The organism is Peribacillus butanolivorans (assembly GCF_001273755.1).
Classification (GTDB): Bacteria; Bacillota; Bacilli; order Bacillales; family DSM-1321; genus Peribacillus; species Peribacillus butanolivorans.
This window is the reverse complement of the sequence record NZ_LGYA01000001.1, coordinates 1505422-1530366: the sequence shown is the minus strand read 5'-3', so window position 1 is coordinate 1530366 and position 24945 is coordinate 1505422. Positions and strand designations below refer to the sequence as shown.

At 34.8% G+C, this 24945-nt stretch carries 24 protein-coding genes and 3 pseudogenes; 9 read left to right on the top strand and 18 right to left on the bottom strand.

Features of this window, described 5'->3' with window-relative positions; all coding sequences use genetic code 11:
* Window positions 1-449: 449 nt before the first annotated feature.
* Together AKG34_RS07325 and AKG34_RS28640 are read right to left on the bottom strand one after the other, a co-directional pair.
* The gene (locus AKG34_RS07325) at window positions 450-3485 is read right to left on the bottom strand and encodes an efflux RND transporter permease subunit (RefSeq protein WP_053345479.1); all 3036 of its coding nucleotides are present in this window, start codon (window positions 3483-3485) and stop codon (window positions 450-452) included.
* Between the two features lie 462 nt (window positions 3486-3947).
* Window positions 3948-4099: pseudogene (locus AKG34_RS28640) on the bottom strand (IS1595 family transposase); the annotation flags it as partial.
* Window positions 4100-4256: 157 nt separating this feature from the next.
* Here AKG34_RS28640 and AKG34_RS07320 point away from each other — a divergent pair.
* On the top strand, window positions 4257-4655 hold the full coding sequence (locus AKG34_RS07320) for a hypothetical protein (RefSeq protein WP_053345478.1): 399 nt from the start codon (window positions 4257-4259) through the stop codon (window positions 4653-4655).
* 21 nt (window positions 4656-4676) lie between these two features.
* The gene (locus AKG34_RS28450) at window positions 4677-5258 is read left to right on the top strand and encodes a hypothetical protein (RefSeq protein WP_053345477.1); all 582 of its coding nucleotides are present in this window, start codon (window positions 4677-4679) and stop codon (window positions 5256-5258) included.
* A 685-nt stretch (window positions 5259-5943) separates the two neighbouring features.
* On the opposite strand, the gene AKG34_RS07310 is transcribed toward AKG34_RS28450, so the two are convergent.
* The 4 genes from AKG34_RS07310 to AKG34_RS07295 all read right to left on the bottom strand — a co-directional run bounded on the left by AKG34_RS07310 (window position 5944) and on the right by AKG34_RS07295 (window position 8905).
* Window positions 5944-6378 carry a protein-tyrosine phosphatase family protein gene (locus AKG34_RS07310; protein ID WP_053345476.1) on the bottom strand — a complete coding sequence of 145 codons (435 nt, stop codon included), beginning with the start codon at window positions 6376-6378 and terminating at the stop codon, window positions 5944-5946.
* A 947-nt stretch (window positions 6379-7325) separates the two neighbouring features.
* Entirely contained in the window at window positions 7326-7748 is a 423-nt protein-coding gene (locus AKG34_RS07305; RefSeq protein WP_152952253.1) for a hypothetical protein, read from the bottom strand.
* Between the two features lie 416 nt (window positions 7749-8164).
* Entirely contained in the window at window positions 8165-8509 is a 345-nt protein-coding gene (locus AKG34_RS07300) for a hypothetical protein (protein ID WP_053345474.1), read from the bottom strand.
* A gap of 189 nt (window positions 8510-8698) precedes the next feature.
* The gene (locus AKG34_RS07295; protein WP_053345473.1) at window positions 8699-8905 is read right to left on the bottom strand and encodes a hypothetical protein; all 207 of its coding nucleotides are present in this window, start codon (window positions 8903-8905) and stop codon (window positions 8699-8701) included.
* A 214-nt stretch (window positions 8906-9119) separates the two neighbouring features.
* On the opposite strand from AKG34_RS07295, the gene AKG34_RS27880 reads away from it, so the two are divergent.
* Window positions 9120-9263: a hypothetical protein gene (locus tag AKG34_RS27880; protein WP_161804907.1), complete on the top strand. Its 144-nt coding sequence runs from the start codon at window positions 9120-9122 to the stop codon at window positions 9261-9263.
* A 226-nt stretch (window positions 9264-9489) separates the two neighbouring features.
* On the opposite strand, the gene AKG34_RS07290 is transcribed toward AKG34_RS27880, so the two are convergent.
* The 5 genes and pseudogenes from AKG34_RS07290 to AKG34_RS07270 form a co-directional block, all read right to left on the bottom strand.
* Complete coding sequence (locus AKG34_RS07290) at window positions 9490-9807, bottom strand: hypothetical protein (protein WP_053345472.1); 318 nt, start codon at window positions 9805-9807, stop codon at window positions 9490-9492.
* 1109 nt (window positions 9808-10916) lie between these two features.
* Window positions 10917-11225, bottom strand: coding sequence for a hypothetical protein (locus tag AKG34_RS07285; protein ID WP_152952252.1), 309 nt, complete (start codon window positions 11223-11225; stop codon window positions 10917-10919).
* 70 nt (window positions 11226-11295) lie between these two features.
* Window positions 11296-11526 carry a hypothetical protein gene (locus AKG34_RS07280; protein WP_053345471.1) on the bottom strand — a complete coding sequence of 77 codons (231 nt, stop codon included), beginning with the start codon at window positions 11524-11526 and terminating at the stop codon, window positions 11296-11298.
* 357 nt (window positions 11527-11883) lie between these two features.
* On the bottom strand, window positions 11884-12972 hold the full coding sequence (locus tag AKG34_RS07275) for a GerAB/ArcD/ProY family transporter (protein ID WP_053345470.1): 1089 nt from the start codon (window positions 12970-12972) through the stop codon (window positions 11884-11886).
* A 221-nt stretch (window positions 12973-13193) separates the two neighbouring features.
* Window positions 13194-13535: pseudogene (locus AKG34_RS07270) on the bottom strand (hypothetical protein); the annotation flags it as partial.
* Between the two features lie 666 nt (window positions 13536-14201).
* Here AKG34_RS07270 and AKG34_RS26630 point away from each other — a divergent pair.
* Window positions 14202-14342 (top strand): aspartyl-phosphate phosphatase Spo0E family protein, encoded by a 141-nt coding sequence (locus tag AKG34_RS26630; RefSeq protein WP_083450697.1) that lies wholly within the window; start codon window positions 14202-14204, stop codon window positions 14340-14342.
* A 1321-nt stretch (window positions 14343-15663) separates the two neighbouring features.
* Here AKG34_RS26630 and AKG34_RS07265 read toward each other — a convergent pair.
* Entirely contained in the window at window positions 15664-15888 is a 225-nt protein-coding gene (locus AKG34_RS07265) for a hypothetical protein (RefSeq protein ID WP_053345468.1), read from the bottom strand.
* A gap of 164 nt (window positions 15889-16052) precedes the next feature.
* Between AKG34_RS07265 and AKG34_RS07260 the strand changes: the two genes are divergently transcribed.
* Window positions 16053-16547: an FUSC family protein gene (locus AKG34_RS07260; protein ID WP_053345467.1), complete on the top strand. Its 495-nt coding sequence runs from the start codon at window positions 16053-16055 to the stop codon at window positions 16545-16547.
* A gap of 183 nt (window positions 16548-16730) precedes the next feature.
* Here AKG34_RS07260 and AKG34_RS07255 read toward each other — a convergent pair whose 3' ends face one another.
* Window positions 16731-16970, bottom strand: coding sequence for a DUF6944 family repetitive protein (locus AKG34_RS07255; protein WP_236694879.1), 240 nt, complete (start codon window positions 16968-16970; stop codon window positions 16731-16733).
* A 456-nt stretch (window positions 16971-17426) separates the two neighbouring features.
* Here AKG34_RS07255 and AKG34_RS28630 point away from each other — a divergent pair.
* Window positions 17427-17964, top strand: a pseudogene (locus AKG34_RS28630) (cupin domain-containing protein); the annotation flags it as partial.
* Between the two features lie 21 nt (window positions 17965-17985).
* Window positions 17986-18657, top strand: coding sequence for a cupin domain-containing protein (locus AKG34_RS26620; protein WP_053348024.1), 672 nt, complete (start codon window positions 17986-17988; stop codon window positions 18655-18657).
* 48 nt (window positions 18658-18705) lie between these two features.
* Here AKG34_RS26620 and AKG34_RS07240 read toward each other — a convergent pair whose 3' ends face one another.
* The 3 genes from AKG34_RS07240 to AKG34_RS07230 all read right to left on the bottom strand — a co-directional run bounded on the left by AKG34_RS07240 (window position 18706) and on the right by AKG34_RS07230 (window position 21221).
* Complete coding sequence (locus tag AKG34_RS07240) at window positions 18706-19632, bottom strand: glycoside hydrolase family 25 protein (RefSeq protein WP_053345465.1); 927 nt, start codon at window positions 19630-19632, stop codon at window positions 18706-18708.
* Window position 19633: 1 nt separating this feature from the next.
* A complete protein-coding gene (locus AKG34_RS07235) occupies window positions 19634-19954 on the bottom strand; it encodes a holin (RefSeq protein WP_379147241.1) in 321 nt (106 codons plus the stop codon).
* A 700-nt stretch (window positions 19955-20654) separates the two neighbouring features.
* Window positions 20655-21221, bottom strand: coding sequence for a hypothetical protein (locus tag AKG34_RS07230; protein WP_053345464.1), 567 nt, complete (start codon window positions 21219-21221; stop codon window positions 20655-20657).
* A 712-nt stretch (window positions 21222-21933) separates the two neighbouring features.
* Between AKG34_RS07230 and AKG34_RS07225 the strand changes: the two genes are divergently transcribed.
* Window positions 21934-23364 (top strand): PQQ-dependent sugar dehydrogenase, encoded by a 1431-nt coding sequence (locus AKG34_RS07225; protein WP_053345463.1) that lies wholly within the window; start codon window positions 21934-21936, stop codon window positions 23362-23364.
* A 150-nt stretch (window positions 23365-23514) separates the two neighbouring features.
* Here AKG34_RS07225 and AKG34_RS07220 read toward each other — a convergent pair whose 3' ends face one another.
* Both AKG34_RS07220 and AKG34_RS07215 read right to left on the bottom strand, forming a co-directional pair.
* Window positions 23515-23736 carry a hypothetical protein gene (locus AKG34_RS07220; RefSeq protein ID WP_053345462.1) on the bottom strand — a complete coding sequence of 74 codons (222 nt, stop codon included), beginning with the start codon at window positions 23734-23736 and terminating at the stop codon, window positions 23515-23517.
* Window positions 23737-23816: 80 nt separating this feature from the next.
* Window positions 23817-24344: a hypothetical protein gene (locus tag AKG34_RS07215; protein ID WP_053345461.1), complete on the bottom strand. Its 528-nt coding sequence runs from the start codon at window positions 24342-24344 to the stop codon at window positions 23817-23819.
* 97 nt (window positions 24345-24441) lie between these two features.
* On the opposite strand from AKG34_RS07215, the gene AKG34_RS07210 reads away from it, so the two are divergent.
* Window positions 24442-24898: IS3 family transposase (locus AKG34_RS07210; RefSeq protein ID WP_161804960.1), on the top strand; the 457-nt coding region annotated here is incomplete at its 5' end.
* Window positions 24899-24945: the final 47 nt, after the last annotated feature.

Sequence of the window (24945 nt, the reverse complement as noted above, 5' to 3'; positions counted from 1 at the left end):
GTTCCTCTCTTTTTATCAATAATTTCCACTTGTAACTTAATTAGTTACAATAAAGGTAAAAAAATATGCTTTCTCTACAATATAGAATGCAATTGATTAACTACACATTCATTGTGCAGCATGTATTTGATTTAGTAGTGATGTAACTACTTGTTCCATTGCTTCTTGCGGTTGTATTATTTATCACCTCTGCTGTAACTATTTTAGTTACAGGTTGAACAGAAGTCAACTATTTTTTAAATAAAATTTAAAAAGCATGAGATGATCATATGCATTTTGAGATATATCTACACTGAATCTAAAGGACTACAGGAAAAACAAGAATCTAAAGGCCATCTTCCCTATTCTTTGACTGGCTCTTGTAACTGTAAGTTTTATATCCATTTTAAAGAAAAAAAAGTTTGTAAAGAAAGCGTCGCTTTCTCTACAAACTTTTTTATTAAGCTCCCTTACATCTCGATGTTTTCGCTAACGGGTTCTCTCTTTTTCTTTCTCTGTTTTTTCGATTTTTTATAGTGTAGCAATTCGTATATACATGGAATGACGATAAGTGTGAGCAGTGTAGAAACAGCTAGCCCGCCAATGACAACGATGGCTAAGCTTTGTGAAACCAGACTTCCTGTTTCCGCCTTTTTATATAAAAGAGGCAGCATTGCACAAATGGTTGCTACAGCCGTCATAATAATCGGACGGAATCTTGTAGCCGTTGCTTCAATAATTGCATCACGAATAATCATTTTTTGTTCGTTTTGTTTGACTCTATCCAGAAGCACAATCGCGTTTGTCACCACAATTCCAATTAACATGAGCGCACCCAACAGCGCTGTAATATCCACTGGAATTCGACTGATAACCAATCCTAACACTGCTCCAATAGCAGCGAACGGCAATGAAAATAAAATAGCAATCGGTGCTTTAATCGATTTAAATGTTATAACCATGATTAGAAAGACAATACCTATAGATATTAACATGGTAAGGAACAAATCAGTAAAATCATCTGTCTGCTGAGCGCTAGCTCCTCCAACATATATATCTACATCTTTCGGAATAGCAAGGCCTTTGTTCTCCTTGTCTCCAAAAATCTCAAGATTTATTTTGCTTGCAATATCAGAAAGCTTAGCCGGATCTACGGTTGCAGTTAATTGAAGATACGTTTCTCCGTCTTTATGGAACTGGGTAGTTGCACTCTCTTCACTCTTTAAAGAAGCAACTTTTGACACCGGGACTAAACCACCATCTGTCATAATAGGAATATTCTTTAAATCCTTTGGTTGTTTAGGATCTAAGATTGGTTCAAGGACTACAGGTGTCTGCTTATCCTCCAAGGTAATATTGCCGATTGGGGTTCTATTAAGCATGATACCTAGTTGTTGCCCTATTTGTTCTGTGTTGCCTTTAGCCGGATCTACCTTGAATGAATAAATGGTTTTCTTTTCGTCTTGGTTCGTTGTAACATCTTCAATTCCTTTAATATCTTGAATATTTTGTTTGATCTTATTGGCTGTCGACTCCAAATCTTCAACATTACTGCCAATCACATCTATCGTAATGTTCGTCTTTGATGCCCCCATCATAAATGAAGAAGCGGTGGCTGTAAGCTTCGCATCAGGATAGTTTTCTTTTTGCTTTTCGATTTCCCCCAAGATTGTATCTATGTTTGCTTTATCCTTCACTAAGATACCAAAAGTCGCTTCTGTAGGTGATGTGACAGCGCCATATTGAGCCGCTTCGGCAGAGTTTCCTAATTGCATGAACACATTATCCACTTCACTCATATCTTGAATCGTTTCTTCGAGTTCAATCGCTTTTTCTTTTACTTTATCAAAGGGCTGATCATTTGGATAAGTTAACGTCACGGAGGCATAGTCAGCTGAAGAATTATCAATTGCTCCTTTTGGCATAGCAAAATATGTACCAATTGAACCGACAAACAACAGCAATGCAACAATCAAGACCATCCATTTATGGTTTAATGACCAAGTAACCAACTTAGTAAAACGCTTAGCTGGTCGATGTTTTGGCAACTTCGCTTTCTTCAGTAATCCTGCACTCATTAACGGAACAACAGTTAATGCTACAATTAAAGAAGCTAGCAAAGAATAAGTGACCGTTAAAGCAAAAGGCAGTAGAAATTCTTGAAGCCCTCCGTTCAATAAAGCTACTGGCAAGAAGACGGCTACAGTAGTAAGTGTTGAAGCTGTTATCGCCACTCCTACTTCTTTTGTTGCATCCATCACCAATTGGATTGAAATCTTCTCTTGTTGCATTTTCCGGAAAATATTTTCAATAACAACAATACTATCGTCCACCAAGCGACCAATCGCAACAGCGACACCGCCTAGCGTCAATATATTTAACGTCACTCCCGACAATGATAGCAAAAATAACGTGAAGCCAAGAGATAAAGGTATGGATACGATTGTAATAAATGTAGACCGTACATTTCGTAAAAAGACCATAATCACAATAGTGGCGAATAGTGCACCAAGTAGCACTTCTTTAACCATCGTCTGAACAGAAGTCTCCACCATATCAGCTGTAGATAAATAGATAGTTGATTTCTGGTCAGGATACTTTTCATTAATTTCTTTTGATACTTTTTCAACTTCTTTACTGATTGTGACAGCATTTGATTGGCTGTCCTTAATAATGCTTATATCAATGCTTTCTTTTCCGTTAAAACGACTAATGAGGTTACCATTCTTCGCTTCGTCAACTTTTGCTATCTCTCCTAGCGTGACCTTTGAAGTGACCTTTAGCGCTTTTAATTTTTCAATACTCGTTAAATCACCGATAACCTTAATATTACTTGTCTTCCCATCAATCACCTTCTCGCCAACGGCTAGAGCTGTATTCTGACCGTTAAGGACGCTCATTACATCTTGAATGGAGACTTTCTTTTTAGCCAATTGTTTATTATCCACTTTAACTGAAAGAACAGATTGGGAAACTCCAAATGTCTGTACATCTGAAACTCCTTTAATATCTTTATATAGAGGCTCTAATTCTTTCTTAGCAAAGTCTAGATTTTCAGCTGTTAATCCGTCCTTAAAAGTCACAGCTATAAATGAAATAGGAATCATTGAGGTATTAAGCTGTGTAACAGTAGGCTTTGCAATATTTTGAGGCAATGTTACATTGTCTAAAGCCTCTTGAACATCAAGTTTTGCTTGTTTCATATCAGATCCCGATTCAAAGAATAGATCTACTTTTGAAAATCCATCTCCAGTGGTGGAGTATACTGAACTCTTTCCTTTTACTCCTGTAACAACCCTTTCTATCGGATCTGTAACTTGCGTTTCCATCGTTTTCGAATCAGTGCCCTGCCCCATTGTGACAATCGTAACTTGTGGATTATCAGCAGATGGTAAAAATTCCATCGGCAGTTTAAAATAACTAACAACTCCTATCAACAAAATAAAAATGGTTACTAATGAAACAGCTGCCTTGTTCTTAAACGACCACTTAGTAAAAAACTCCATGTAAATTTCACCCCAGATTGTATATTTTAGAAAATAATACCATTTTAAATAATACCATATATTACTAATGTAAGTGAGTAAAAATTTTAGTTTTGAAATAAAATATATTTTTAATTAATGCTCCCTTAATAAACGAACAAAGTAAAGAGCGTGTTTTGAAAAATGATTGTTCAAAACCTGCTCTTATAATATTTAATCCAATTATTCTTTAATAAAAAAGATTGATAATTTTCGTGTTCCTTATTTAATTACGCTACCCGTTAACTGAATAAGAATTGTCTCAAAAACTACTTTTTTCCCAATGTTCTTTAGCTTCGTTCAAATGAATTAATACTTCATTTGCCACCTATCGTATACATCCAATATTCATTATTTACTTAAATGTATCTAAACCAGTGCCCAATATTATTTATTTATCCCATCAACGAACATACCCCATTGAATTTGCATTAGCTAACTGATGAAAACCAAGTTCTTACCCAATTCGGGCCAACGGTACCAATAGGAGCAATTATCCAAGTACTTTGTCGCGATTCTTTGAAAACTCCCCACCCATGTTTCAAACAGTGGTGAAAGGTATTAACATGCTGTAGGTGGAAAATCCCCTTTTTTACAGGGGAACATTAGCATAAACAGCCCTCACAAATGAGAAGTTTTTATCATTATTTTATACAAATGAACTCTTACTTTTTATTTGAACCATTTTATTTCCATTGCATACATTATCAAAGATAAAAGCCCAATGTGTTTTGGTTATCAGGAGGAAATTATATGAGAAGAAATTTAAAGAAATACGGGCAAACTCTACAATTGGTGGGAGGAAATTTAGTTTATATCTCTAATATGGTACATCCTACTTATATTGATGGAATAATTTCTGATTATGACCAGTACTGTATAGATTTAAAAAATGCGATTAGTGTAGGACAGTGTAGTGTCCAATCTCTAGAGACTATTGTTCCCCCATATCTTTTGGATGGGGAACATGGATTATTAATAAAATCATTCAAGGAAATTTTAGATTGTTTGAATAATTTATTATGGAGAATTGATAATGAAACCCTAACAGAATTGAATGAAGACGATATACAAAATGCAATTTCCAAATTAAAAGACATTGAACTAGAGCTAAATGTGGCAACATTGAGCTTATTTAAAAAAATAAAGTAATAGCCAAGAAGGTGAGAAGTTTTGAACCAGTGGAAACCCGAAGAAGATCATATTTTAAATTCCTTACCTACTAATATTGGAGATAAGATTGATTTATTTGGTTCATTGATTGTTAACATAGGAAACATTCTTACTGTTCTTGGGATTGCAGTAGAAGCTCAAGAGGTAGAAGAAATTGAAGAAGTAGAGGAGTTAGAAAACCCCGATACATCAGGAGCAGGAACAGGTTCAGGAACAAGTTCAAGAAAAGGAAAAGGAAAAGGAAAAGGTTCAGATTCTGGTTCAGATTCTGGTTCTGGTTCAGGTTCAGGTTCAGGTTCAGAATCAAATGTAGGCTTTGCATTAGCTTTAATAGGTGCCATTATAATTACAATTGGTGACTTAGTTTCATCAAGTGGTGTCGCGATTGAAATAGAACAATCCGCTATATTAGAAAAAAAAGAAGAACAAGAAGCAAAGGAACAAAGTAGGAAAATGAGGAAAATGGAAAATCAAATCACCTCATTGCAAAAGGATGTGAACTCATTACTCCAAGTTTCCGAATCCTTAAAAAGAGAAGTGATTTTCTTACAAAACGTCATCTATCCTAATTATCACCAATAACAATCATTTTGTGTTCAACAAAACGTGATAAAATAAATAGCTATCAGTTTCTAGGAAATTTATAATGAATATTCGACATAATGGGCAGTTCCCTCTGTATATAGCAATTATATTTCGTCCCTAAAAAACCTTTATATATTTAATAAATTAAAATACTCCTTTCATAAGGAGTTTTTGCTATTTAGCTCTTTTTCTCTAATGAAAACTGCTGAATTTTATCAAATACATATACAAACAAGCGTTCTTTTATGAATAAAAAAAGTCCATCCCTTTATTTGATTCAACCTTTATGAAAGATCTTTAGTTTTCATTTGCAAATGCCTGATTGATATACAAAACGCTATAAAAAAGCATGGGAAATCAACTGTAAATAAGGCAGGCTCAGTGTAAAAAAAGCTGCATCTAAAGATTTATCTAAATTAAGATTCACTAGTGTAGTTGTTTTAAAGCCCGGACATTTCATCTTTCACTGGTTGAATAATAATGGCGTTAGCAATCTGCAGCATATTTTTTCTCCTCATTGCTACCTGGCGGATAATACCAAGAGCTTCTAGTTTTTTATCGTACAAGTTCCAAAAACGACTAAATGATCGAGCTCCGATTGAATATCGAATCTCGATAGCTACCTAGTCTTTTTTTATAACTGTCTGTTTGACAGTTATAAGTACATACATGGGTCTTTTTCTTACAGGTTTAAATATTTTTCATACTGAGTTAGCAATTGCAGATAGTTTTCAGTGGGTTTTATATCAGTTTTTTTTTGTTTAACCAAGTAAAGGGCCTCTTCTCGATTTAATCTATATTTTTGCATATAAAATGCAGTAATGATAAAGCCCAATCGTTGTATTCCTAACGTATCGTGAATTAATATTCGATAGCCCTGGTCAAACAATTGATTAAGCTGTTTGATCAAGTTATCGACCAATTCTAAACTAGGAGTTACCCATATAGTAATAGGAACCCATATCATTATTCTTCTTGAAAAATCAAATGGAGGACGATCAGGTTTCGTACGTAAGTTCACGATGACTGATATATTTCTCTGAACAAAACCCCAATCATCGGAAGAAATTCGTCCTCCAATGTACAAACGTCCTGGTATCATCTCCACAAAACCCATTTACATTGCCACCTACTCCATAATTTCAACTAATGCATATTATGATGGAATACAATTTAGTATTCTTAAAAAATCACCCTCGACTTTAGAGTACGAGAAGACCTAAGCTTTGTTTACTTAGTAGAGGGAAAGTCTCTAGTGTAGTTCTTTTAAGTGATAATTCCCTCCATATTTTGATACCTCCATGAATAATAGTCATGCAATTTCGTATATTTTTATGATCATTTTGCCATTGATTTTTTATACGGAATTTAAAAGAATAAAGGAATATATGAATCAAAATATTTATTAAACAAACGGGGGATAAAAGAAGAAAATTTCATTACCATCTCTGGAGATGGAATACGTGGATTGTAGAAAAAATAAAATTAACCAGAAATAACTTTTATAGGACATCGAAGCGAATAAAACAATTGTAATCTTTAGGTCTTTCATAGAAATGATTATTAGATACTTGTAAAAATTCAAATAGAAAAGAAGATTTTTGATCTTTAGAGGTTACTCTGAAGTGGAAATTGAAGAGCTTTTAGTATTATTACGAGTTACAAAACACATTAATCACCCTTCACAATCCCGGAAAAATAAAAAGGGAATAGTAGCAGCCATACCCAATTAGTATGGCTGCTTATAAATGAAATCGGGATGTATGAGCTGCGAACTGCTTGTGAATCTCATTTCACATTGGATTTGTTGTTGCTAAGAAGGCTTCTATTGTACTTGGTTTAATCCATTGACTATTTCGAAATCTCCTTTGAATTTAGAGCTTTGGCAAACTCGCTTTTTCCCTAGTACTTACAACGCACCTTGTAATTCTAAGTGATTCCTAGAAAATTTTGTGAAAACATAGACTAAATCATCCTACACCTTTTTACCTTCCCTTACTTAGGGAGCAGTTTTATTTAGTTATAATTACATTTGCTACTATATCGTATTAGTATAACTTGAGTTTAAACCTCTCTGGATAGATATATTGCCTCAACCTCTTTTTCAGTAAGATTGAATTTTACAGAAGCTTTTTTAATGGATTCTTCCATGCTTTCAATCTCTCCAAAGGTATTTCTAACAAAATCATAGATCATTAATTGGACCTTTTCTCTTTTAGCGTCTATATTAACTTTATTTGGATGTAAATCTGGTGTAAGTTGTACAGCTCTACCATTAATAGCCTCTATAACTTCACCAACTATTTTCCATCGATATTTCATTGTTAAATGTGCTACTTTTACGTAATAACCTATTTCATCCTTATTTACTACCCAATCACCATTAGGATGTTTTTGTTTTAAAAATTGGTTTACACTTACACCTGTACTTGTTTTGTGATTTTTTAGTGTTTCCAACGTAAAAATTGATAATTGACTACTATCCATTTTATCAACTCCCTTTGTCCTATAAATTCGGCACAAGGAGATAATTTCCTGCAAATGAAAAGCACCCATTATTATGCTTTCGAATTATCATTTTAAAAAGTCTCTCCTTTCTCTAGCCATTATTTTAAATTTATTAATTATTCTCTTCTAGACTTGCATCCTTTTAACGTAGGTATAGCCCCGCCCAAACCGACACCAAGTTTGATTATTGCTGATTCACGCACCATTAATAATTTATTAATTTTGGTCGTTCCTCCTCGTTTTTTTCAAGATCATTTAATATTACATAAATAGGTTTCAATGTATTCATGTCATTAACTCCTGTCGCCTACTCAATTTGACAAAAGAGATAATCCCCTTTTATTAAAAAAGGCAAAAGCACCCAATGAAATGAGTGCTTTGAACTAAAATGATTACTATTCATTTAGGTATGTTTTGAGTTTCTCTTTATCAGAAACATGAATCCAAGGTAAATCAAGATTATCATCATTAATACCAGGCGTGATAACACGGGTATATAAAAGGTCATAAATACAATCATTAATTAAAAGGGTATCTTCATCTGATATTCTTTCTCTATTGGTTATAGTACCGCCACCTGAATGTTCAGTTACCCCAAATATTAAGCCCTGTTGTTTTAAAGAACTCCTAATCACTTCTCTAATAGCCTCTAGACTAGTTAACGGGAATACATCAAGGTGTTTAACAATCATTCTTAAAATATCCTCTTTAGTTAAAACCAGTTCACTATTTTGTCGCAATTATCCCACCCCCTCTCGTCATATTCTCCAAACTACAGGTTATTTCCTTCTTTATCCATAAAAAGACGACACTCTCTTCATGAGTGCCGTCCCTTTGCTATTTATTAATTTTCTATGCCTTAATCAAACAACATTTCGACTAAAGGAGATAATTTCCTGCAAGTAAAAAACACCATCGCAAGGATGCTCCTACATTGGTTCAAAGCTTTTCATTTTAAATTCATTTACAGGCCGATTAATCGACTTTCCTAACTTTATATTAAGTTCTTGGTAATCCTTAGTATCATCAGGATCAATATCTTCTCTGACGTTTAGTATCTCGTATCGGTCATATTTCTCGGGAGTAAGACCTCCGTCAACATGAATAAAAAGCCTATATTTAACTCTCAGATTCATTTTTACCATCTCCTTTATCTAACAGTTCGATATTAGGAGATAATTTCCTGCTTATTTCCTCCTGACAGCTCTATCAAATTACTGATCAGCATTATAAATAGCTATATCACTAGTCTAATTAGTCGGTATGGATACGAAGAAATACATAATTATTTTAATCTAGATTGAGAAATAGATGTGAGGAGTTATTAAAATTTTATTTAGGTGATAGAACATGAACATTAATATTGAGGTCAACTTACACGCAAAAGGAAATATTTTTTACAGAGTGGTAGTTTTCCAGTCATCGGTTCACACTACAAGAATGATCCAGATTGGACAACTGCAATTACTGCCTACGAATGGATTCAGCAGATGAAAAGGGAACATGCTTCTAGTGATGAATTAGGATTGATAAAGTCTTTATAACGGAGACGATGATATCACGAAGTTAGAAAAGAAGGTTAGGCCCGTAATTCAGGATGATTTACCTTTTTAAATAAAAATTAGCCCTTCTTAAAAGAAAAGGGCTTTAAAATTAGAAGTATCTGTACAATTTCATTTTTGGCTCTCTCTTAGTTGCTCTTAGCCGCTAACTTCTTTTCTCAATAAGGGTAGTATGAATATGGGGCTGGGTATGGAGCATATCCTGGATATCCATAATCATATCCATAATAGCCATCATACCCATAGCCACCACCATAATAGGGCCCTGCAAGCAACGCTCCTGCAGCAAGACCTCCTAGAAAAGGAAATCCAAATCCAAATCCAAATGGTCTCCCAAAACCAAATGGTCTTCCAAATCCAAATGGTCTCCCAAATCCAAATGGTCTCCCAAAACCTCCAAAGTGACCTCCACCACCAAAACCAATTCTTCTTAAATCATTTGCATTTATATCTTCATTTATTATTAAATCATACATCTTTAGTAATTCCCCCTCAATTCTTTATTTGATTTAGATTATGTAAAGATAAGGAAGATGTTTAGGTTCATTACCTAGAAATATGTACATCCGTGGAGTTTTTTACTTCTTGTTACGAACTAATACCCCCTCTCGAATATGAGGGGTCCTGTTAGTTTTTAATGAGTAATTATTTTAACCCTTGATTGAGAAATAGATGTGAGGAGTTATTTGAATTTTGTTTAGGTGATAGAACATGATCATTAATATTGTGGTCAACTTACACGCAAAGGGAAATAACTTTTTACAGAGACGTAGTTTTCCAGTCGTCGGTTCACACTTGAGCAAATATGTTTGAGTGAATGGAGAATCTATATTAGGTAAACAGTGAAATCAAGGTTTGTTCAATGACTAGAGGATCTTGGACAGGCAAGTTTATCTATGCCTTGTATCACCCTCTAAATTTTTTACTTTTAATCTCAATTTCTATTTTTTTAATGCGAATCCATATTTTTACGCTTATCAAAAAAATAAATCAAACTAACGTTGATTTTTTAAACAATCAAAAATGAAATAATAATCAATTAAAATGGACCCCTCTTAAAAGAGAAGGGCTTTTTTCTTATTTTACACGGATTTTTTTTCCGATTCCGATTGAATACTTGCTATCAAGTTTATTCCAATCCTTTATTTGTTTAATCGTGCTACCATATTCTACAGCAAGAGCAGATACCGTATTAGTCAATAAGGAGGTATTTAGGGTTGAACATAAATATCAAGGTTCACTTACATTCAAGAGCAACTAATTTCTTGCAGAGTGGAAGTTTCCAGTCTTCAATTCAGAATTTAAGAAAGATCATTGGGCCGCTGCAATTGCAGCCTACGAGTGGATTCAACAGATTCAAAATGAATTTGGTTCTAGTAAAGATTTCAGGATAGATAAAGTGGTTTATAACGGAGATAATAATATTACGGAGTTAATTAAGAAGGGTAGGGCTATAATTGAGGATGATTTGCCTTATTAAAAATAAATAAGCCTCTCTCTAATGAGAAGGGCTTTAAAATTAGAAGTATCTATACAATTTCATATTCGCTCTCACATAGTTGCTCTTAGCCACTAACTTCTTTTCTCAATAAGGGTAGTATGAATATGGGTATGGGTATGGGTATGGGTATGGAGCATATCCTGGATATCCATAACCATCATATCCATAGCCACCATAATAGGGTCCTGCAAACAACGCTCCTGCAGCAAGACCTTCTGCAAAAGGAACTCCACCTCCAACGGGAGCTCCAACACCACTACCTCCAACACCACCGTGACCAACACCACCAAAACCTCCGAAGTGACCAAAACCTCCGACGTGACCAATACCACCAACAGCAATTCTTCTTAAATCATTTGCATTTATATCTTCATTTATTATTAATTCATACATTTTTAGTAATTCCCCCCTAATTCTTTATTTGATTTAGATTATGTAAAGATAAGGAGGATGTTTAGGTTCATTACCTAGAGATACGTACATTCGTGGAATTCTGCTTCTTGTTTTCCGTAATAGATAGGATGCCTTTATCAATTTCCCACCGTTTACCTATGTCTTCCCCTCTTCTAGGCAGGATGTCGATAAATCGACCAGTTATCCTATTATCCTCAATTTCCACACGGTCCCTAAGTTCACCTCCCCACGTATTAATACATTCTGTATACTTTACCGTTTCAATTTCACCTTCCTTCACCTTCCTTCACATCCTTTACCAATTCGATCATGTGTCTTTTTAAATTTGCCATTTCAAAACATCCCTTCGTTTTTTAAATTAGGCTTTGATAAACATTGATGTTAATTTTTGAACAAATAAAAAGAGACCACTTATTGTGGTCTTCTTTAGTTCATCCTGTGGAACTATTTCAACTGTTAGTTCAATAAGGAAAGCATGCCTTATTAAAGAACTGCACCCTTTAATGGTATAACACCTAAGCTTCTAATAGCGTGTATTGTTAAGATAACTATAAAGGTTTTCTTGGATGGTTTGTGTAAAAATTACAGAATTTCACACAAGTTACTTTTAAAAAACACCCAATCTTAGTTTGGTCCATCATTTTTTGTGAACTTTGGCGATTGTTAGTAATAACAATGGTAACAGAAACCCGAATGTCATAGCATAAAAAGGCCAGATCTCTAAAATAAAGTTACTATAATAGACGGTATTGGGTGCCATAATCAATGTAAAGACAAGCAAAATCATACCAAATGGAAAAACCAGAGGACGATAATCTTGCAATTTTAACGTTTGTGCCAGACCTAAAACGGTCACATAAAAAAACAAACTAAATCTAAAAAAAATTGTGATGAACCAAATTATGGCTAGTATTGCTTCCAGCCTCGTCAGGAAATTAGCGATATTGATTTTCTGAGCCAATTTATAGCTTGGATAAATTTCTTTTGCTGTTAAATCGACACCAAGAACAAGAATGGCTAACATTGTTATTATGATCAAAACACTTCCAGCCAACAATTGACCGACAAACAGACTTTTTCTTATTCTGTCTTTTTGACTCACGAACGGGAGGATCATCAGAACCGCAACCGATTCTATAAAGGGAAAGACAATAAATGGTATAGACCCCCGTATAACTGGTTTCAATCCTCCCTCCCAGACGGGTTGCAGATTTTGAAATTTAATCTCAGGCAATAGAAGAATCATCAATGATGATAAAAGTATTACAACAAAAGGAAACAATATTTCCGCGCTTCGGGCCAAAGGTTCCAAACCGAGACGTGCGGACATGAGGACGATACTCATAAAAAGAAACATGATCACTTGAATTGGAGTATCAGGCATAATCTGACTTGTCATAAAATCACCAATTTCTCTCAGGTAAGTCGCTGTGGTTATAAAAAAGTAGCTTATAAATAGAAGCGAAATCGCTATTCCCAGCCACTTACCCAAAATTTTTTGGCTGTATTCCACTAATGTTAAATCAGGATAGCATTTCCTTAAAGCGTCATATAAAAAGACAACCAATAACGGTGCTATCGCCACGCTAAAAATACCAGAAACCCAACCATTTTGTTTTGCTTCAGAAGCGACAATGGAGGGAATAACTAAAATAGAATCACCAACCGTATATAATATCACTAATATCGTCAGTTGACGGCTTCCGATTTTACCCTTCTCGAGCATTATGATAAGTTCCTTTCACGACATAACGTTAAGTTATATACAAACGGTAAAAAAACAAAGAAGAGCAAAATTTGTTTCCTTTTTTCTGGCTCACTCAGCTCATTTGTGATTTCATAACCATTATTGACAGAAGAAGAATATACAAACCCTTTTGAGGACAAGTTATTCAACAACATCCTTTAATAGAGCATTAAAATAAATAAAGATATAGCAGGAGCTCTTTATCCTTCTAGTGTCCCTACTCTCGCTACTATTTCGTTCCACTGTTCTTCCCAGCACCCTTGTCGCTTTGAGCCTTGCGGACCCGGAACACCTTCTCCTCCGCCCTTTACATTACGGACATAGCTAACAACTTCCCCTGCAATTGCCGCATTTATTGAATATCCGATGATAGGAGGCGCATCTTCTCCAAGAGCTTCAACGATTTTTCCATCTTCACCAGTTTCAACAGAAACACCTGCTTGAATTTCTGCTCCCGCTTCGACCTTCCACGTTTCTCTATTCTTAATAATCACATAGACTGCTTCGCCTTCTTTGATCGCTCTTGTTGCTAAAAAGTCAGGTACTTCTCCTTCTAAGCTAAACGAATATTAATTTCATTTTCTTTTCTTTATCTTCGATTGCTAATACTACTAATCTGTAAGCGGGAATATCTTCAACTACAACAGCTTTATAGTTTATCATTATCCTTCAACTACACCTTGCTCTCCTTCATTTTTTCCTAGATAAAGCTTGCCAAATATCGTTTGATTAGAGAATCCCGGCTGTCTGTTTCACCTTTTTTGTCGGCTCCGAACAGAACAGTGAATTAGTGTTGCACTCAAAACATTATTTGTGGAGTGCCATATAATCCTTGTTGTCCGCCGATGCCATTCAGATATTAAATTTAAGCCCCTATTAGGGGCTTTTATTATTAATTTTCTCCTTCTCTCACAGTTTGAATATATCAATACACCTACTTCGTTACATTCTTTTTCATATTTCATTAATTCAAAAATGAAAAAATGGTTTATGGGCTGCTTATTCATACTGAACGGTAATTTTATCCTTATACATATGAGGTTCAGTCAATAATGATAAGGGTCTAGTTATAGTTGTTTGATAAGATTTTGTAAAACTCTTGTCTCTTTGTTAAAAATTATCTATAATATTACCTATTGATTTTATTTTTTGAAGATTATTACAAATGAACAAGAGAAAGGTTTTGAAAACTGAAGTGTTATCCCTTAATGAAAAGCAATATTGATTGCTTGAGAGCCCATTTGATTGAAATTGGAACCTTAAAAGGACTTTCTCATCCCGAAACGATTAAATCTAGTCAAGAATTAGATAAGTGGTTGTACAAATATCAAAAGTCCATATCAAACTGATCCTATATTCCGGAAGTTACTTTTTCTACACTCTTCCTTCACAGTCATTGTCCACTGTTCTTCAGCCACTTTAAACGCAATCCAAACATTCTTTTAATCGATTTGGTTCTTTGATTTTCCGATGCACTCTTTTGGAACAGCATTATCGTTTTGCCACATAATCATTGTTTCCCCGAAAACTCCAATTGGTAGAATCATCGGAGTGAGTTTTCGGTTGCTCACAATATAAATCATATTTGCTTCTAAACTAATTTTCGCTTCCTATGCCACTTGATCCACCCCCTATTTTTCTTCTGCGAAAGTATTTAAATCAATAATTTTTGACATTTGCTTTTCCTCCTAAAACCACATATTTGCGTCACTAGTTGCATTTATTTCTTTATACGCTGATAGAACTAACTCATATTTCAAATCATCATAATCCAGTAATTCAATGGACTGTCCGTGATGGGAGTGAGTCACTTAAAGTGCTATCAACTTTCCTAAGACAAAATTCCGTTTCCTTTGGTTTTGAGATTGTGCAGCATCATATAGCTGACCCATAAATACTTTTCTGATATTCTTTCAACAACTCATTCATTCTCGGCCTATTATTCTTCTAAAAAAAAGATCGAGTACTGATTTATCGTCAGTAAAGTTGACCGTGTTTTTTTCTATACCAGAAATAATCAACAAACGGAGTGATGTATGCTTGTTTTTGACGGACTCATGATAAAGTTCTCTAACCGTCATGTCTGCGCTCCAGATTGTAGGACACCCCATATTCTTTGATGAATAAAAGTGATATGGTTTCAATGGGACCATTTCTTTGTTTACCAATAATAATTTCTATAATGTTTTTGCTCTCCGATTGCTGTTTTATTTAAAGGCGTAATGTACAATGGGCCTTCTTACGAGGAGCTAGTTTCCCATGGATTTCAAAAATTAATATGCAATCATTGCAAATGTACTTCAATATAGCACCCTCCTTAATTGCCTAATGCATGGCTTATTCGAACTGTGCAGTAATAAAATCAATTAATGGTCTTAACACCAACTTTGTCATGTTAACCTTTTTATAAATATATTTTACATATATAAGGAGGGAATAAAATGTCTCTTAACGTACGCCTTTTTATAACCATAGTTACTGCTCTTTTATTTGTCATTCTTGTGTTCATGAATTTTTTGGGATATTGGAAAGCCCACTCAGCAATACAAATTCTTTTTTCTTTATTATGGTAGTATCTATTTTCAATGCGGGTACTGAAACCGGTAAAAATCTAAAAAACAGGAGCTGATTGGAAAATTCCAATTTACTTTTTCACTGCACAGTTTGTGTCTACTCTTCGATTCTTCTTAACTTAGCAATCCAAGGAGAAGAAAAATCTTCTACCTTGAATCTCCTCTGTTCGAATGAAAGATTATGAGGCACTTCAGATTGAGGATTTTGCTGTTTAAGAGGAGAAATAACCTCAAATCCTCTCGCCTCTAAATCCTTGATAGCTTGTTCAGCCTCATACTTCCTTTGACGACGAAATATAATCGGCTGCATATGCCTGGACATTAATAGCCTTGTTCCTGACGTTTCCCTTTTAGCGTCATGCTTTGGTCATCTTCTTTTTCTTCTTAGGCTTGTTCAACTACATAAAAAAACAATTAATCCATATACATAAAAATTCACCATAGGAAGGATTCTATAAAAAGGTAGAATATTACACCGAGGTGAATATGAAAACAAAAAAACACGACGTTCTAAATAAGAACTTTTCAATTCTAATATGGAAAATGGCAATAGGTTCTACTCTGTCCTGGGAATTATCAAAACTATTGGGTTCTAATCATCCTTACTTAGCTCCACTCACCGTCATCCTATGCCTTCAATCAACAATTGACATAACGGTCCAACGATCCATACAACGTGTAATTGGAACCATGATTGGTATTTCCGTTATTGTACTCATTGCAAGACATATGAGTATAAATGGATGGAATTTAGGACTATTAATTCTTTTAGGATGTTATATCACACAGTGGTTAAAATTTAACAAAACAGTAATTCATCAAGTCGCACTCACGATATTATTTGTCTTTGTACTTGAACACCAAACGAAACATTATGCCATAGATAGAATGACAGATACTCTGGTCGGTGTAATTATTGCAGTTTTGATACAGTTTGTTTGGTTCCGTCTAATTTTCAAGAGAAAGCAACAAGCCCGATAGAAAAGATTTACACAAATGACGTTTCTTTTTATTAGTCATGTATTTTCAAAAGTTCAGATTTATAAAAATCCCTTCGCAAAACTATGGATTTATTTAATTGAATTAGTGGAAACCTTTTTTGGGGCATTAATCAGGCAGCTGCTAAATCCATTAGAATTAAAATACTGCCCGATAATCACCCGATTAATCTTGAGCTAATTTTGAGTTATTATCCGTGTTTCCGTTCTTTTCTAATTCATATACTCCTCCAATAGCCTGTAATGAGTTTCCTGTAGATTGAAATAGGTTTCCAATAATGTTTTCTGAATGGCCTGGGAAGGGATTGAGCTCGATTCCGTGTCCCACGTTAATAAGTCCACCTAACGCTTGTATCCAGTTACCGGTAATGAATATTTTCTGTGCTGTTTGTTTTTTTAAAGTCAATAACCACCCCAGTAATGAAGGTAGTATTCCCAATTGACTGAAATTCCTCGCCAACCTATTAATAGGTTATAGGTTATAGCCTATGTTTATGAAAATTGATGTTTTTATGTCGTATACGATTCCTCATAACTTACGGCATCATATCCAACGCCCCGCCTCTTTAATCAAAAGAAAAGAAAGATGCCGTCGCGATCATCCCCCTGTTTAATAAAAGCACCCTATTAACTAGGTTAAGTTTTTTGTGACTTGTTCCACCAGTAATTATTGTAGTGTAAACGAAAAAGATAAGAAGCTCCCTATTACAACCTTCACCTTATGTTCATTTTATGTAATAGGTTTCAGGTGCTTATAGGTACTTATCTGATTCATATTGCATGTCGTTATCCCATATAACATTATAGTGATACCTTATTATTCGCATTATATAAAAATTCTTAGGCAATGGGAGGAAGATTCATGGGGAAGTCTGGATTCGTACCTGACAATACAAACATAAAAAAAACAAGTGGAACCCCTAACCTCTTTTTCGACTCGAAGGATAATATCTTCCACGAAAGAGACCCTGAAAATGTTGTATTTACGGTTACTTCGACACAACTTCCTGCAATGGTGGGAGGTGCTTTTAGTGACGTTTATCTTACAAAATATTCGGGAACCTCATTGGCATCCTAACGCTTGGGAGTTAGATGTTGTTATTTCGGGTGAAGCCCAAATCTCAATTGTTGACCCAGATACTAATAAATTGCATACCTATATTGCAAAACCTGGTCAAGTTGTTTTTATTCCCATGGCTTGGTGGCATTGGATTTTACCTAAGTCAGAAAAATTGCATATGCACCTGTTCTTTAACAATGACCTATTTGAATCAGCAGAGGGTTCTAACATGTTGCGACTAACACCACCAGAAGTTTTCCAACTTGCATACGGTGTTGATGCTAACAAAATTGCCAGTGCATTAAATCCAATTAAAGAATCAGTCGTAATTGGACCGCCTATTCCTTTAACTCACCAACCTTTGAACAGGAACACTGGATTTGTCCCTGACAATACAAACATAAAAAAAACAAGCGGAACACCTAATCTCTTTTTTGACTCAAAGAATAGTATCTTCCACCAAAGAGACCCTGAAAATGTTTTATATGAGATAACCTCGACCCAAATTCCTGCAATGGTGGGAGGTGCTTTTGCAGACCTCTATCTTACAAAGGGACATATTCGGGAACCTCATTGGCATCCTAACGCTTGGGAGTTAGATGTTATAGTTTCAGGTGAAGCCCAAATCTCACTTATTGACCCAGATACTAATAAATTGCATACCTATATGGTGAAACCTGGTCAAGTTGTTTTTATTCCGATGGCTTGGTGGCATTGGATTATACCTAAATCAGAAAAATTGCATCTCCACCTCTTTTTTAACAATGACCAACGTGAAACAGCAGAAGGTTCTGATACGTTACGACTAACACCTCCAGAAGTTTTCCAACTAGCATATGGTGTTGATGCTACAAAAATAGCCGATGTATTAACTCCAATTAAAGAATCAGTCGTAATTGGACCACCTCATCCTATAACTCGCCAAACTTACACACCGAATACAAGTCGTGTAAAACCAGAAGAAGCTCCAAAACAAAATCAGAAAAAAGAAGAAATAGCAATCAATATAAATGGTAAAAATTTTAAATTATAAGACTTAAATACTAAAAAGTCCCCTCTCAATTAAGAGAAGGGCTTTTACTTATTTCACACGTAAATTTTGTCCGACATAAATTTTATCGATATTCTTTAAACTATTCCAATTTTTAATTTGGGCTGTGGAACTTCCGTATTTTTTAACTAATGCTGATACGGTGTCGCCACTTTTAACAGTATGATATTTTTTTGTACTATTTGTTGATACTGATCCAGTGACTTTTAGTTTCAGACCGATATTAATTTTGCCTGGGTCTTTAATTCCATTAAGACTTACTAGGGCTTTTACTGTTGTTTTGTATTTTTTTGCAATCAAGCTAAGTGTGTCGCCTTTTTTTACAGTATAAGTTGTTGTGGATGTACTGGATGTATTGGGCGGGCTAACAGTATTTTCTGTGTCCGTGAAATCCCTATCGGCTACATTTAAATCTACCTTTGTGCTAATACCATTTATTTTACCTGAATCAGAATGTTGCCAAATATCTGCGCTACGTCCCAATGTGCTGTTGTATCGAGCAATCCACAAAGTATACTTCTTCAATCTTGATTCATCTAAAGCATTCTCAAGAAAGGATTTACCTGTATATAACATAGCAGTATGTCCTGCATCTTCAATGGCCTCTAAAAATGCAATAGCGGCGTCAGTTAGTGTCTTTTTCTTTGCCTTTTTTTTGTTTTCTTCAAGGTCAAGAACAGCAGGGTAATTTAAACCAATAGAACTGATAGAATCTATAAAATACGCAGCCTCAGCCTTTGCTTCTGCTACAGTAGCAAACTTAGCATAGTGATAGGCCCCCACTTTTAATCCCGCTGCCAAAGCTTTAGGAGCATTTTCTTTAAAGTAGGAAAGCTTAGAATAACTCGTTCCCTCGGTAGCTTTAATAAATACAAACTTCACACCATCTTTTGCGACTTTGTTCCAATTAATTACACCTTGCCAATGTGAAACATCAATTCCTTTTATAGTTGTCATATTAATCTCCTCCTCTTTTTTTAAAAGAATAGCCACCCAACGGGCAGCTTTTTTTTGAAGTTCCTTCTCTTTTTGCTATTAACTCATAAAGCCCTGTTCCACCAAGACCAGCGAATGCACCAGCCCATAACCTTAAGACAATATCCATATCTGTGAAAGGAAAAGCAACAGAACCTACCCCTAGCCCGATTACTAGACTTAGTATAGGTAAAGCGTTGTTTGGTAAATTGACTGTGTGCTTTACGACCTGAACCACGGCCGCGACTATGGGAGCCAATATAGTTGTAATGATTAATACTTGCTGCATGATTTCGTTATCCATTTTAAATCTCTCCCTTTTTTTCGATTTGATCAATACGTTTATGTGCCTGTTTAGTACTTTTATCTATGCGTATTACTGTCTTTGACAATGCAGTCCAACGTTGGTCACTAGCTTTAAAATCAATCCTAATTGAATCATCTGATTGACCAATATTGTCTAATTTTGTTCTTATAATTGCCGATTCTGTAGCATCACTTTTAACATCCTTGTCCCTATTTCAGTTAAATGTAAAGAAACCAATAATAAAACTAGCAGTTGCGATTATTACACCGATTTTAATTGTCAAAACATGACCTCCTTGAACGCTCAATGCATAATAAAAAGCCGATTCAAAATTTAGAGACGACTTGAAATTTGTTGCGATTTAGTTTTTTAGTTACCGCACAGTTTGTTCCTATTCGGGTCCTACCAACAAAATGCGGAAAACATACGCTAAGGGAGTAACATCAGGAAAATACAGATTTACAACGGTAAAGAAATCCAAATATATAAAGCCTAATTTCTCGCTTTTAACACCGAGAAATTAGGCTTTAGTTACTTCATTAAAGAGCCCGTTAGCGGAGTAGCGAAAATGATCCTAATATGAGTTTACTTGTTTACAAGAAATTCTTTTGTGACTAACATCTTATTAAACTATATGAACCTTTACAAAGAAAGAGCGCATTTCTTATTCCTGGCAATGCGCCCTAAACTTGCTTACCTATTTTTTCCCCATCAATTTATACCATTTCTTAAAGATAAACCTGCTTAATTCAACCCATACCCAGCTATATATAAAAGAAAAAATGTAAATAAATCCTATAACTTTTAATGAAAGAGATGTACTGGCGATTGGTCCTAAAACAGGGAAATGGACAATATATAGAAGAAAACAAATTCCACCCATTAATAATATAGACGTAAAAACTATGATGCCAATTCGTCTTTTTAAAATAAGAAGAGCTATTCCAAGTCCTAAACCTACTATCCCTGTTGTAAACGGGAAAACAAATGATTCGCCAGGTTGGATCAGAATCAATAAAAGAAACGTTAAAACATAACTTTGAAGCCCAAAGGGAATAGATATAATGGTACAAATCAAGATAGGGAGAGTGGCAAAAGGACTGATTAAATAACCGATCCCTGGGAGAAAGTTTCCGGTTGACTGCAGGATAGCTGCAAGTGCAGAAAAAAGGGCGGCTAATACGAGCTTTTTAGAATAAGAGAACGTTTTAAAATAATGGTGGAGCATGTATGATTCATGTGATAAAATGCTAAACCAATTCATGAGTTCCTCCTTCTCTTCTTACAGCACATAAGCTTTATTCCTCCATTCTTTTTTCGGTACATTAGAAACTTCACATAAAACGCATTTATCTATGCAATCGCCATCATTACATCACTTATACCTACTAACATTTGCCGGTTTTAAGATTGACTCGTACGACTTTAAATCCAAAGTTCTTTCCGCGGATACAAAGTCCATATCCCTGGTTTGGTCGATAAACCTTTCACCGACATGGCCGAATGACTGTTGAGTTGAAAAATCGAATATATTTGATGAACTGTGACGTTCAAAACGAGCCAACGTTTGTCCGGCTATTTTTATCGTTAACAAAAAAGTAATACAAATGACTACGAAGAAGCATCATTTGCAGCAGGATTGAATTTTGGTCTTGAAGAGGGAGAACTTTTTTTAAAACGCTATCATCTTCAATATTGGATTCAGTTTTTAGTTAAGACGAAATCAATACTATTTAATGAAAGAAAATAACGAAGTAAAAGAAATTGGAACCTTAGATGTTATTTATGAAGGACAACCGACAAAAATACGGATTCAAGCTGAAATTCATATTGAAGATGTTTAGAAAGAGATTGTTCTATATATGTTTATATTATTAAGTAAATTCCCGAAATTCCCCGGCCCTAATTTGATTCTAATAGAACAGCTCTAATCATATTCTTAAAAAAGAAAACAATAAGAAGGAGTGTAAAGTTAGTTGATAAAAGTTAAGGTTAGTTTACGGCCCATTGTAAGTAAAATAAATTTACCCACTGTTTTGAAAACAGCAATACTTCCGGGTGACTCAATTGAAAGATTATTTATTGCAACTCAGGTAGGAGAGATCTTTTACATAGGAAACGGGGTTATAAGGACTTTTTTAGATATTCGCCCGCGAATCATAAAACTTGGTGATTCTGAACTAGGTGTTTCTCGTGGTGGATATGATGAACGAGGATTGCTAGGGCTAGCGTTTCATCCAGAATTTTATTATAACGGTCTGTTTTATCTTCATTATTCAGTAGCTGGAACACAAGGTCCAGGTGCTCTTTCTGAACCTTTTAGGCCTAACCCGTGTGATCCCAGAACTTTAAACCTAAGATGGATAAATAGAGAAAATCAATATGATCATATTGATACAGTTGAAGAATGGAATTTACAATCGAATGGTCAACCTCAAAAACGCCGAACATTACTTAACTTAAGAAGACCATTTTTTAATCATAATGGTGTCAATAGCTTAAACTTTTCACCTGAAACCGGAAACCTTGTTTTAACAACCGGAGATGGTGGATCAGGCTATGATCCATTTAATTTAAGCCAGGATGATATGGAAATAGCTGGTAAAATAATTGAAATTGATGTAGTTAAGAATACATTTATCTATAATCCACCGGTAATCACACGTTTTAATGAACTTCCCGCACCTATTCAGGAAACGCTTACGGTAATTGCCAAAGGGGTTCGCAATATACCAGGCATTTCATTTCAAAAGTTTTATAATCAGTATATCAAATATGTGGGAAATGTCGGACAGGATTTGGTAGAGTCGATTTTTTCATTCGTTCATTATAAACCAATACCGGTTACTCAGCTTATTCAAGCTTCTTTAATGAAATCTAAACCTGACCTAGAAGGATTTATTAACTTTGGCTGGCGAGGCTGGGAAGGTGCTTTTCCTACTTCGTTTATAAGGGGCTGCTCTGCAAATCCAACTTTGGATGAGAAAACAATTGCTTATTACAATGAAGCAATAAATTCTTCAGTGAAGCGTATTCAGCCTATTACTAGTTATTTTCATAAAGATCCCCGCCCCGATAAGTTTGGAGGAACTGCACTTACAGGAGTTCAGCCATATATGGGAAATGGAATCCCCAATTTAACGGGAAGCGTTGTGTTTACCGATCTTGCCAAGGATAAAGAATCTCAGCCTCCGGTTAGAGGGGTTTTAGCTTATACCACGGTAAGTACAGATTGTAAACTAAATGATTTTAGTGTTATTGAAACCGATTATAATTTTGGGTCTCAATCAGCTTATTATGTTAATTTGGGAACGAATCTGGATCAAACAAGACTATATTTAGGGGTTTATGGCTCTATGAAAGTGACTGATTTTAACCAAGGTACTGTTTTTGAAATTGTTCCATGATTTATAACTATAAAATTCTACTTAATACCAGATAAATCTCTTCTTGATAAAATCACTCTTTTTCTTAGTGCTTAATTATTTTTATTTTTTATTTCATCTTCTAATTCTTCAATTTCTACACTCCTTAAGGACAATAAAAAAAGCCTTTAATTAGGCCTTAGTGTCTTCAGTAATTTCTTGTTGTTTTTGCAAGGCTACAAAGCCTTCTGAAATTTCTTCTATTTTAACAGATATAATAGTATTCTCATGTTCTTTCCTTGCTATCTTCTCTATTAATTTATTTTCGATTTTAATCCATTTATTTAGATCATATTCTAAGCATTTGACTCTCTGTTGCAATTCCTCTTTTGTTAATTCCTTTTTCTCACTCATACTTACCTCCTATGCAGCTTCTTTTGTAGCTTTTAAATAAAGTTTAATCAAAAAATATCTCGCAAACCCATATTTTTCGTTTAATAAAAAGAATCCATTTTGAAAAAAGATGATATGCTCCCCATTAGGTAGACAGATAAAAAATAAAAATCTGTTGATCTAAGGGGAGTATTTTCTATGGCTCGAATGAAATATTCTAAAGATAGAAGAAAACAAATTCCACCCATTAATAATATAGACGTAAAAACTATGATGCCAATTCGTCTTTTTAAAATAAGAAGAGCTATTCCAAGTCCTAAACCTACTATCCCTGTTGTAAACGGGAAAACAAATGATTCGCCAGGTTGGATCAGAATCAATAAAAGAAACGTTAAAACATAACTTTGAAGCCCAAAGGGAATAGATATAATGGTACAAATCAAGATAGGGAGAGTGGCAAAAGGACTGATTAAATAACCGATCCCTGGGAGAAAGTTTCCGGTTGACTGCAGGATAGCTGCAAGTGCAGAAAAAAGGGCGGCTAATACGAGCTTTTTAGAATAAGAGAACGTTTTAAAATAATGGTGGAGCATGTATGATTCATGTGATAAAATGCTAAACCAATTCATGAGTTCCTCCTTCTCTTCTTACAGCACATAAGCTTTATTCCTCCATTCTTTTTTCGGTACATTAGAAACTTCACATAAAACGCATTTATCTATGCANCACAGAGTTCAAATTAGGAAACGGAAGGAAAACGTATTTAAGCGCCATTTTAGATCTTTACGATGGCTCCATTATTAGTTATGTATTGGGACATTCAAACAATAATAAATTGGTATTTCAAACATTGAATCAAGCTATCACTATATTAAAAGAGAATGAACATCCATTGATTCATAGTGATCGAGGGTATCAATATACATCACATGGGTTTAAGAGAAAAATAGAAAAAGCAAAAATGATTCATAGCATGTCACGTGTAGGAAAATGTATAGATAATGGACCAATGGAATCGTTTTGGGGGACGTTGAAATGTGAAAAGTATTACTTACATAAGTATGAGACATTTGAAGCGTTACAACAAGCGGTAAATGATTATATCCAGTTTTACAATAACGAACGTTACCAAGAAAGATTAAACGGCTTAAGCCCATTGGAATACAGGGCTCAAGTCGCTTAAAGCTTTTTTATTATTTCCACTGTCTACTTGACAGGGAGCTGTTCAAA

Excerpts from the sequence above, each read along its gene's own strand:
- AKG34_RS26630 (WP_083450697.1), top strand. The coding sequence starts at position 14,202 with ATGAAAAGCAATATTGATTGCTTGAGAGCCCATTTGATTGAAATTGGA.
- AKG34_RS07290 (WP_053345472.1), bottom strand. The coding sequence starts at position 9,807 with ATGTATGATTTAATAATAAATGAAGATATAAATGCAAATGATTTAAGA.
- AKG34_RS07275 (WP_053345470.1), bottom strand. The coding sequence starts at position 12,972 with ATGCTCGAGAAGGGTAAAATCGGAAGCCGTCAACTGACGATATTAGTG.
- AKG34_RS07265 (WP_053345468.1), bottom strand. The coding sequence starts at position 15,888 with ATGTCCAGGCATATGCAGCCGATTATATTTCGTCGTCAAAGGAAGTAT.
- AKG34_RS07235 (WP_379147241.1), bottom strand. The coding sequence starts at position 19,954 with ATGGATAACGAAATCATGCAGCAAGTATTAATCATTACAACTATATTG.
- AKG34_RS07325 (WP_053345479.1), bottom strand. The coding sequence starts at position 3,485 with ATGGAGTTTTTTACTAAGTGGTCGTTTAAGAACAAGGCAGCTGTTTCA.
- AKG34_RS27880 (WP_161804907.1), top strand. The coding sequence starts at position 9,120 with ATGAACATTAATATTGAGGTCAACTTACACGCAAAAGGAAATATTTTT.
- AKG34_RS07310 (WP_053345476.1), bottom strand. The coding sequence starts at position 6,378 with ATGGGTTTTGTGGAGATGATACCAGGACGTTTGTACATTGGAGGACGA.
- AKG34_RS07240 (WP_053345465.1), bottom strand. The coding sequence starts at position 19,632 with ATGACAACTATAAAAGGAATTGATGTTTCACATTGGCAAGGTGTAATT.
- AKG34_RS07220 (WP_053345462.1), bottom strand. The coding sequence starts at position 23,736 with ATGAGTGAGAAAAAGGAATTAACAAAAGAGGAATTGCAACAGAGAGTC.
- AKG34_RS07305 (WP_152952253.1), bottom strand. The coding sequence starts at position 7,748 with ATGGATAGTAGTCAATTATCAATTTTTACGTTGGAAACACTAAAAAAT.
- AKG34_RS07230 (WP_053345464.1), bottom strand. The coding sequence starts at position 21,221 with ATGAATTGGTTTAGCATTTTATCACATGAATCATACATGCTCCACCAT.
- AKG34_RS07260 (WP_053345467.1), top strand. The coding sequence starts at position 16,053 with ATGAAAACAAAAAAACACGACGTTCTAAATAAGAACTTTTCAATTCTA.
- AKG34_RS07295 (WP_053345473.1), bottom strand. The coding sequence starts at position 8,905 with ATGAATCTGAGAGTTAAATATAGGCTTTTTATTCATGTTGACGGAGGT.
- AKG34_RS07285 (WP_152952252.1), bottom strand. The coding sequence starts at position 11,225 with ATGTATGAATTAATAATAAATGAAGATATAAATGCAAATGATTTAAGA.
- AKG34_RS07320 (WP_053345478.1), top strand. The coding sequence starts at position 4,257 with ATGAGAAGAAATTTAAAGAAATACGGGCAAACTCTACAATTGGTGGGA.
- AKG34_RS07215 (WP_053345461.1), bottom strand. The coding sequence starts at position 24,344 with ATGAATTGGTTTAGCATTTTATCACATGAATCATACATGCTCCACCAT.